The organism is Flavobacterium sp., assembly GCF_032153895.1.
GTDB lineage: Bacteria > Bacteroidota > Bacteroidia > Flavobacteriales > Flavobacteriaceae > Flavobacterium.
Window position 1 is genome coordinate 1 of sequence record NZ_JALDYN010000048.1, and the last position, 8,919, is coordinate 8,919.

General features: G+C 37.4%; 8 protein-coding genes. 2 read left to right on the forward strand and 6 right to left on the reverse strand.

Features of this window, described 5'->3' with window-relative positions; translation table 11 throughout:
• From RUH60_RS11105 to RUH60_RS11130, 6 genes are all read right to left on the reverse strand, one after another.
• The coding region (locus RUH60_RS11105; RefSeq protein WP_313808296.1) for a hypothetical protein at window positions 1–282 on the reverse strand (282 nt) is incomplete at its 3' end.
• A 91-nt stretch (window positions 283–373) separates the two neighbouring features.
• On the reverse strand, window positions 374–595 hold the full coding sequence (locus RUH60_RS11110) for a DUF2795 domain-containing protein (RefSeq protein ID WP_002986941.1): 222 nt from the start codon (window positions 593–595) through the stop codon (window positions 374–376).
• 189 nt (window positions 596–784) lie between these two features.
• On the reverse strand, window positions 785–1,357 hold the full coding sequence (locus tag RUH60_RS11115) for a cob(I)yrinic acid a,c-diamide adenosyltransferase (RefSeq protein ID WP_313808298.1): 573 nt from the start codon (window positions 1,355–1,357) through the stop codon (window positions 785–787).
• An 82-nt stretch (window positions 1,358–1,439) separates the two neighbouring features.
• Window positions 1,440–2,129: an ABC transporter ATP-binding protein gene (locus RUH60_RS11120; RefSeq protein WP_313808299.1), complete on the reverse strand. Its 690-nt coding sequence runs from the start codon at window positions 2,127–2,129 to the stop codon at window positions 1,440–1,442.
• Window positions 2,130–2,382: 253 nt separating this feature from the next.
• Window positions 2,383–3,162, reverse strand: coding sequence for a class I SAM-dependent methyltransferase (locus tag RUH60_RS11125; protein ID WP_313808300.1), 780 nt, complete (start codon window positions 3,160–3,162; stop codon window positions 2,383–2,385).
• On the reverse strand, window positions 3,162–5,021 hold the full coding sequence (locus RUH60_RS11130) for an ABC-F family ATP-binding cassette domain-containing protein (RefSeq protein ID WP_313808302.1): 1,860 nt from the start codon (window positions 5,019–5,021) through the stop codon (window positions 3,162–3,164). Before RUH60_RS11130 ends, RUH60_RS11125 begins: the two co-directional genes overlap by 1 nt.
• Window positions 5,022–5,160: 139 nt before the next feature.
• On the opposite strand from RUH60_RS11130, the gene RUH60_RS11135 reads away from it, so the two are divergent.
• Complete coding sequence (locus RUH60_RS11135) at window positions 5,161–6,990, forward strand: cytochrome-c peroxidase (protein WP_313808304.1); 1,830 nt, start codon at window positions 5,161–5,163, stop codon at window positions 6,988–6,990.
• A gap of 131 nt (window positions 6,991–7,121) precedes the next feature.
• Window positions 7,122–8,919: alkaline phosphatase PhoX (locus RUH60_RS11140; RefSeq protein WP_313808306.1), on the forward strand; the 1,798-nt coding region annotated here is incomplete at its 3' end.

Here is an 8,919-nt window from a genome sequence, read left to right on the forward strand (position 1 = left end):
CTCCAAAGCATCAATCGAAGCATAAATGTCTTCTCTTTTGTCGATGTCGTTAGTCGCTTCAGCTTCTTGTTTTAATGCTTCTATTTGAGCATCTTTTTCGGCTCTGGCATTTTTAATTTGTTCTTTGAAGAAAGTAGTCTTCGCTCTTAATTCATCGTGAGAAAGTGCTGCCAATGCGCCTTCGTAAGTTTTGATCTTAGCGATAATCGGCTGAATGGCCTTTACGTCTTTCTGAGATTTGTCTCCTACAAAGACCTTTAATATGCTGTTTATGAAACTCATAATTCTGTTGGTTTATAATCTGATAAATGTGTGCAAATTTACACAAAAAAAAAGCCTCGTAGGAGACTTTTTCGCTGTGTGTGTTTATTTTTTAATACTCATCCTCGTTCCAAAGGTAATCTTCGTCAGTTGGATAATCAGGCCAAATCTCTTCCATAGATTCATAGATTTCACCTTCGTCTTCGATAGACTGCAAGTTTTCTACAACTTCAAGAGGAGCTCCTGTTCTAATCGCATAGTCGATAAGCTCATCCTTAGTGGCTGGCCACGGAGCATCGCTCAAATAAGATGCTAATTCTAATGTCCAATACATCTTTTATACCGATTTATAGTTTAATGCAAAAATAAATTTTATACTGAAAAAATCAAGTAAAATTTCTTTTATTTTAAAAAAAGTTAAGAACGTCGTTTTTTTAGTGGTCAGTAATCAGTATTTAGTGATCAGTTAAAAGCTTTAAAAAAATTGAAAAACTACTAATTGAAACTGCAAACCAAACACTGCTTACTGCTTTCGCGGAATCCATTTTACTTCATCTGCGTGCAGGTCAAACGACAACTTCCGTGCCAAGACGAAAAGGTAGTCAGAAAGTCGGTTCAGATAGGTTAAAACCAGCTCATCTATAGGTTCAATTTCGTTCAAATGGGTTGATAAACGCTCGGCACGACGGCATACACAGCGTGCTATATGACAATATGACACGGTAGTGTGACCACCTGGCAAAACAAAGTGTGTCATTGGCGGCAAAGCGGTATCCATAGTATCGATTTCGTTTTCCAAAAGGGTGATATCTTCCGGAGAAATACGATTGATGTTTAAACGTTGTTGCCCGTTTTTTAAAACTTCTTTTTCAGGTGGCGTGGCTAAAATCGCCCCCAGTGTAAATAATCGGTCCTGAACTTCGATTAAAATGTTTTTATATAACGGATTGATGTCCTGATCGCGAATTAATCCGATATAAGAATTCAATTCATCGACAGTTCCATAACTTTCAATACGAATGTGATGTTTAGGAACACGCGTTCCTCCGAAAAGGGCAGTTGTTCCTTTATCACCGGTTTTGGTATATACTTTCATTTTTTAAGTTGCTGAGTTACTATGCGACTAAGTTACTGAGTTTTTTAAACATTGAATGAAAACAGTAAATAACAATGTTCAGTTATCTGTTCGGATTGTCACTTTCAATAACACCGTCACGTAAACGGATGATACGATGAGCGTGACGTGCAATATCTTCTTCGTGAGTAACTAGAATTACAGTGTTTCCGTTAGCATGGATTTCGTCAAAAAGATTCATGATTTCCACAGACGTTTTACTGTCCAAGTTTCCGGTTGGTTCATCGGCTAAAATAATTGACGGATGGTTCACCAAAGCTCTAGCAACCGCTACACGCTGACGTTGTCCTCCGGATAACTGATTGGGTTTGTGGTCCATTCTATCAGCTAGGCCAACTTGAGTCAATACGGTTGTAGCACGATTTGTTCGGCTTTCTTTGTTGTGACCTGCGTAAATCATCGGTAAGGCAACGTTGTCTAGAGCAGTAGTTCTCGGCATTAAGTTAAATGTCTGGAATACGAAACCGATTTCTTTGTTACGAATTTCTGCTAATTCATCGTCTGCCATCTTGCTGACATCTTTTCCGTTCAGAATGTAAGAACCGGAAGTAGGCGTATCCAAACAACCTAAAATATTCATTAAAGTCGATTTTCCGGAACCAGAAGGCCCCATTAAGGCAACGTATTCCCCTTTATTGATGTGTAAATCAATACCTTTTAATACGTAAACAATTTCAGAACCAAGTGGAAAATCTCTGGTAATTCCTTTAATTTCAATGATGGATTGTGACATAAATACTGCAGTTATGTGGCTAAAATACGAAATAGTATCTTTTGTAGGTATTAGTTGTAGGTTTTAATGATTTGTTACAGTTAAAATAAAACTCCCCACTCGTAAAAGCAGGGAGAATTAAAAAAGTATGATGTGAGATGAGCTAATGCTCATCTGCCGATGGGCCATAGCTCAAGAGCAAAGGTATTGATTTTTAATAAGTTGTGAATTTGTGATGTGTTATATGTTTGTTAAAAAAATAACCACTACAATATTAAACGCGAATGGTAAAATGTTCTTTTTCTTGTTCGAAGCGAAAGAAAACCAACCCCCATTGAAAAGTGTCGATAGTAACAGAAACTTTCGGATGATTTTTTATGATTTCCCAAGCCTCTTCCATGTCTGCAGACCAATGAATGTCGTCAAAAATCCAAAGCGTTTCATTGGTGATGGTTGGAAGTAAAGCCTCAAAATAGTTTAATGTCGCTTTTTTGGAATGATTGCCGTCAAAATAGATTAATTGATAATTGACAGTTGATAATTGATAATTTTTGAAATGGGCTGAAAACTCGGTTACAATAGCTTCAATATTGTTTAGATTGAATTTCTGAAATTCCTTCTGAGCAACGGATGAAGTTTCCGGACAACCTTCCAACGTAGTGATTTTTGCTTTCGGGTTTCCTAAAGAAAGCGCAGAAGTGGCTAGTCCTAAAGAAGTTCCGATTTCTAAAATGCTTTCAGGCTGAAAATAATTTACAATTCGGTATAATAATTCCGCTCGTTTTGGCGTAATTCCGGCAGTTTGAGCAATTTTTGAAATTTGTCGGGTATTCGATTTGAAAACTCTCGAACCAGCGCCAAAATCGGTTACTTCAATAGTATTTTGGTTACGAAGTAAAGTGTTTCGATATTCTTTTAAAATTCGGTATTCTGACTTTGATTGCTTGTCATAAAAACATTTGGTTACCAAAGAATAGACAAACGGCGAATGTACTCCGTGTTGGTTTTTGGAGTTCCAGAGGAATTTTAGGTAGGATTTTATGATATGGAGCATTATTCTTCCATTTTCGCAGATAATTCAAACCAGCGTTCTTCTTTTTCTTCCAAAGACTGAATTACTTTCTGCAATTGGTTTGCTTTACTTTCAATTTCGGAATCAGCTACTTTTCCTTCTGAAAAAAGCGTTTCGATTTTAACTTTTTCGGCTTCTAAATCTTTGATTTCGCGTTCGATTTTTTGAAATTCTTTCTGCTCGTTAAATGATAATCCGGAAGTTGATGAATTGTTCTGTTTCCAGTTGACTTTTTCTTTTGCTTCTTCTTTTACAGGTTCAACACTGTCTTCGTAAGCACGGAAATCTGAATAATTTCCAGGGAAGTTCTCAATTTCGCCTTGTCCTCTAAATACAAACAAATGATCCACGATTTTGTCCATGAAATAGCGGTCGTGAGAAACCACCAATAAACAGCCCGGATAATCCAAAAGGAAACTTTCCAAAACGTTTAGGGTTACAATATCCAAATCGTTGGTTGGCTCATCGAGAATCAAAAAGTTCGGATTCTGAATTAAAACCGTACACAAATACAATCGTTTGAGTTCACCACCACTTAGTTTTTCAACGTAATCATATTGTTTTTTGGTATCGAATAAAAAGCGTTCCAACAATTGTGAAGCCGAAATAATTCGCCCTTTCGCCAACGGAATGTACTCCCCAAATTCTTTAATGATGTCAATCACGCGCTGACCCGGTTGCGGATTGATACCGCTTTGGGTGTAATAGCCAATTTTAATGGTATCTCCAACTACTACTTTTCCATTATCTGGAGGAAGTGTACTGGTTAATAAGTTTAAAAACGTTGATTTTCCGGTTCCGTTTTTTCCAATGATTCCGATTCTTGCCCCACGTTGAAAATCGAAACTGAAATCGTTTAAAATGACTTTGTCGCCAAATTTTTTGGAGATTTTGTGAAGCTCGATAATCTTACTTCCCATACGTTCCATGTTGATTTCCAGCTCGACTACATTTTCTTTTCTGCGGCTTTCGGCTACTTCTTTAATTTTATAAAAATCGTCCTGACGGGATTTTGATTTTGTTGTTCTTGCTTTTGGTTGACGGCGCATCCAGGCCAATTCTTTTACGAAAAGGTTTTGTGCTTTGTCGATGGTGGCGTTTTCCGAAGCGATGCGCTCTTCTTTTTTCTCTAAATAATAGGAGTAATTTCCTTTGTATTGATATAGTTTACCGTTGTCTAATTCGATGATTTCGTTACAAACACGCTCCAAGAAGAAACGGTCGTGCGTTACCATAAACAACGTGATGTTTTCTTTGGCGAAATAACTTTCCAGCCATTCGATCATTTCTAGATCTAAGTGGTTGGTAGGCTCATCAAGAATTAGTAAATCGGGACGGTTAATCAGAATGATGGCTAAAGACAAACGTTTTTTCTGTCCTCCTGAAAGATTTTTTACTTTAAGTTTGAAATCCTCCAGCTTCAATTTGAACAAAATCTGTTTGAATTGCGTTTCGAAATCCCAAGCATTGTGTCGGTCCATGTCGTCGAAAGCTTTCTGATAGGCTTCTTCATCTTCCGGACGTTCTAAAGCTTTTTCGTAGCGTTCAATTACTTTTAAAATCTCATTATCCGAAGCAAAAATACTCTCCTCAATGGTTAGTTCATCCTGTAAATTATGATCCTGAGACAAAAACGCCATTTTGATGTCTTTGCGCACCACGACTTGACCAGTATCTGGCTCGTCTTCACCGTTAATGATGCGCATGATACAGGTTTTTCCTGAACCATTTTTGGCAATAAATGCTATTTTTTGATCTTTATTGATTCCGAAGGAAATGTCTTTAAACAAGGTTCTTTCCCCAAAGGATTTTGATATATTTTCGACTGAAAGGTAATTCACTGTAAAAACTTTTTGCAAAAATAGTCTTTTGTTTCCGTAATTGATAGGATTTGATTTTAATTGAGATTAATCTTTTGTTAATCTGAATTTAATAACGGCTTTACGCTTGAAATGTAGTTTTGCGAGCAAAATTGTATAGATGTTCAGCGAGAAAAGATTCCGTATTTTAGGATTAGTGGTAATGTTACTTGGTGTGGTTTCCTTTGTTCGTACCGAAGATGTATCCGAAGAAGAGTATACCGTCAATCTGTTTGCAAATCTAAACCGAGCTCTGGAAGATTTTGATAAGAATGCCGATGCTTTTAAGTGGAATAAAATCGGTGTTGATTCTTTACAACAATCCTTTCTGAAAGCCCGATTACAGTATAAAAAAGTAGAATTTTTGTTAGCGTTTCACCATCCGGAATATGTAAATACTCGTTTGAATGGTGCGCCATTATTGCGAATTGAAAAAGAGAACTCCAATCCGTTGGTGATTGAACCGGAAGGTTTTCAGGTACTTGACGAACTGTTTTTTTCGGATGAATTAGCAAATAAAAAATATGAAGTCGCTTCTTTAGCCAAAAAACTGAAAACAAATTACGGATTGCTATATTCCAAAATAGGACATCAGCCTTTTAAAAATACTGAGGATAATGCTGCGATGCGAATGCAGTTAGTGCGTTTGTATACGATGGGATTGACTGGTTTTGATACGCCCGGTTCGGGGCATTCGCTTGAAGATGCTAAAGCTTCTTTACAAGGAATGCAAATTTACTTTGAGCAGCAAAACAAAGGGAAGATTACAAATACTGAAGTAGTTGAAATTATTCGACTATTTGATGAAACAATTCAATTTTTAGAGAAGACTGATTTTGAAAATCTGGATCGTTATGAGTTGTTGGTCAAATACATCAATCCGTTGTATGAACTGCTTGGGAATGTTTCAAAGGCAAATGAAAATGGTTTGTCAAAAATTACAGCTTGGAATCCTAACAGCGATTCTTTGTTTTCTTCCGATTTTTTAAATCCGTATTATTTCACACTGCTCCAAAAAGAGGAAGATTCTCCGGAACTTCGTCAATTAGGAGAAGCATTATTTTTCGACCCGATTATCAGTAACGACGGGAAAATGAGTTGCGCGAGTTGTCATGCTCCAGAGAAAAGTTTTACCGACAGCGAAATCAAATCATTAAGCTCTGTAAAAGGGAAAACCGTACTTCGAAATTCTCCAACTCTTTTGAATGCTGTGTACGCAGACCGTTTTTTCTATGATATGCGAGCATTCACTTTGGAACAGCAAATAGAACACGTAATTTTTAGTGCCGATGAATTCAATACTGCTTACGAAACGATTTTGAAAAAACTGAACAATCAGCCAAAGTATCAAACTGAATTTAAGAGAATTTTTAAAGAGAAAAACATAACTCGTGAGCAACTTTCCAGAGCAATGAGTTCGTATGTGTTGTCTTTGCAGTCGAATAACAGTTCTTTTGATAAATACACAAGAGGCGAACTGAAACAAATTCCGTCCGAAGTTAAAAATGGCTACAACCTTTTTATGGGAAAAGCGAATTGTGCGACCTGTCATTTTGCACCAACATTCAGTGGTTTGGTACCGCCTTTTTACGGTGAAAATGAAAGTGAAATTTTAGGTGTTTTTGACAATCCGAATAGTAGAAATTTAGATTCCGATTTAGGAAGAATTGCCAACCGAATCGCCAGTGAAAGCGCCTGGATTTATGAAAAGTCATTCAAAACACCAACCATCCGAAATATAGCCGAAACAGCACCTTATTTCCACAATGGAGCTTACAAAACTTTGGAAGAAGTTGTAGAATTTTATAACAATGGTGGAGGGCTTGGTGTTGGTGTTTCCGTTCAAAATCAGACGCTTCCGGATGCTAAATTGAATCTTACGGATAAAGAGAAAAAAGAGCTCATTGCTTTTATGAAATCGTTGAGTGATAATCCGTATCGTAACCGATAACCTTTTCTTTTATTTGGTAACGATTTGCTAAAATTTGAATCTTCGCTTTTAATGGAATTTTAAAAATAGCTTAAACTGTAGGAAATTCATGGGGTCTAGTTTTGCAGCAAACAATCAAACAACACAAAATCATGAAAAAAAGTTTACTATTTTTAATGGGGATGTTTTCTTTGTGGAGTTTTGCCGTAATCAATATTGATGGTAAAAACTCGTTCTCAATTGTAGCTAACAAAGAAAAAGAACAACCAAAACAAGCTGAACAAACAAAACAGCAAATTGCAGTTCCAACTGTAAAGAAAACTACAACACAATCTTTGCCGCCAGCACAGTATCCTTTGGAAAAAGGTTCTCAGTGGAATTATTTGGATAACGGTTCCGATCAAGATGCAACCGCATGGAAATCTCTTGCTTTTGACAATTCTTCATGGGCAGCGGGTGAAGCGCCTTTAGGTTACGGCGATCCAATGAAGACGGTAATTTCTTATGGGCCAAGTGCAACAAACAAATACATTACTTATTATTTTACAAGAGATATTGAAATCGATTTGAATATCGTAGGAGATATTGTAGAATTCGGTTTACGACGTGATGACGGAGCAATCGTCTATATTAATGGTGTTGAGGTAATTCGCGACAATATGCCGGCTGGAGCTGTAACATATATGACTAATTCTGCCAGTATTATTGATGCTGCGGATGAAAAAAGATATTTTACCTATTATTTGCCAAAATCGGTTTTTCAAAATGGAGTGAATAGAATTGCTGTGGAAATGCACAACCGCGACAATACAAGTTCAGATATCAGTTTCGACATGTATATTAAGGATAAAGCACCTGATTATACTTGTGACGCAAACCATATCGCATGTTTTACGTCAATCGCACCCACTTCACAAACGCCAGTAATGTTGATTCCGGAAGAGCATCGTTTTCAGATGTTGTTCAAACAAGGAACCAATTATATGGACGGCTCTGGAGTTGTGCCTGGAAATCATGATTTTACTGGATATATTCCATCTTCTGGAGTTACTGCGAATTCACTTGGGCATTTGTCAGTGAATCATGAGAACAATCCTGGTGGAGTTTCGATTTTAGATATTTCATTAGGTTCCGATGTGATGAATCCTTTGTGGTCGGTAAACAATTCAAGAAAAGTAGATTTCGCCCATTCCACTTTAGTGAAAACCGAAAGAAACTGTTCCGGAGGAATCACACCTTGGGGAACGATTGTAACAGCCGAAGAAGCAACTACTTCAGGAGATTCAAATGGTGACGGTTATCAGGATGTGGGCTGGTTAGTCGAAATTGATCCAGTAACAGCCGCAGTGGTAAATTACGGAAATGCCGCTCACGAAAAATTATGGGCTTTAGGAAGAATGAACCACGAAAACATAGTAGTTTCTAACGACGGAACCACAGCTTATTACGGTGAAGATGGAGGAACACATTGTGTATACAAATTTGTAGCGGACACACCAAACGATTTAAGCTCCGGTACAGTTTATGTTTTAAAAATGGACTTGGCATTGTCCAACGATGAACCAAGCTCGGCAAGAGCAACTTGGGTTCAGGTGCCAAATACCACACAGGCTGAGCGCAATAATATCACGACAGCTGCCGGTGCTTTAGGTGGAACCAATTTCAATGGTGTTGAAGATTGTGAAATCAATCCAATCGACGGAAAAATCTACTTCACTTCTAAAGGAAAAAACCGCGTGTATCGATTCAAAGACAACGGAACTACTGTAACAGAATTTGAAACTTTCGTTGGAGGGAAAAGTTATCCAATCACTACCGAAAACGGTGTGGTTACTGAAAACTGGGCAGACGGAAACGACAACCTTGCTTTTGATGACCAAGGAAATTTATGGGTAGTTCAAGATGGTGGTTTGAATTACATTTGGGTAGTTCGTCCAAACCATACACAAA

Excerpts from the sequence above, each read along its gene's own strand:
- RUH60_RS11110 (WP_002986941.1), bottom strand. The coding sequence starts at position 595 with ATGTATTGGACATTAGAATTAGCATCTTATTTGAGCGATGCTCCGTGG.
- RUH60_RS11115 (WP_313808298.1), bottom strand. The coding sequence starts at position 1,357 with ATGAAAGTATATACCAAAACCGGTGATAAAGGAACAACTGCCCTTTTC.
- RUH60_RS11120 (WP_313808299.1), bottom strand. The coding sequence starts at position 2,129 with ATGTCACAATCCATCATTGAAATTAAAGGAATTACCAGAGATTTTCCA.
- RUH60_RS11125 (WP_313808300.1), bottom strand. The coding sequence starts at position 3,162 with ATGCTCCATATCATAAAATCCTACCTAAAATTCCTCTGGAACTCCAAA.
- RUH60_RS11135 (WP_313808304.1), top strand. The coding sequence starts at position 5,161 with ATGTTCAGCGAGAAAAGATTCCGTATTTTAGGATTAGTGGTAATGTTA.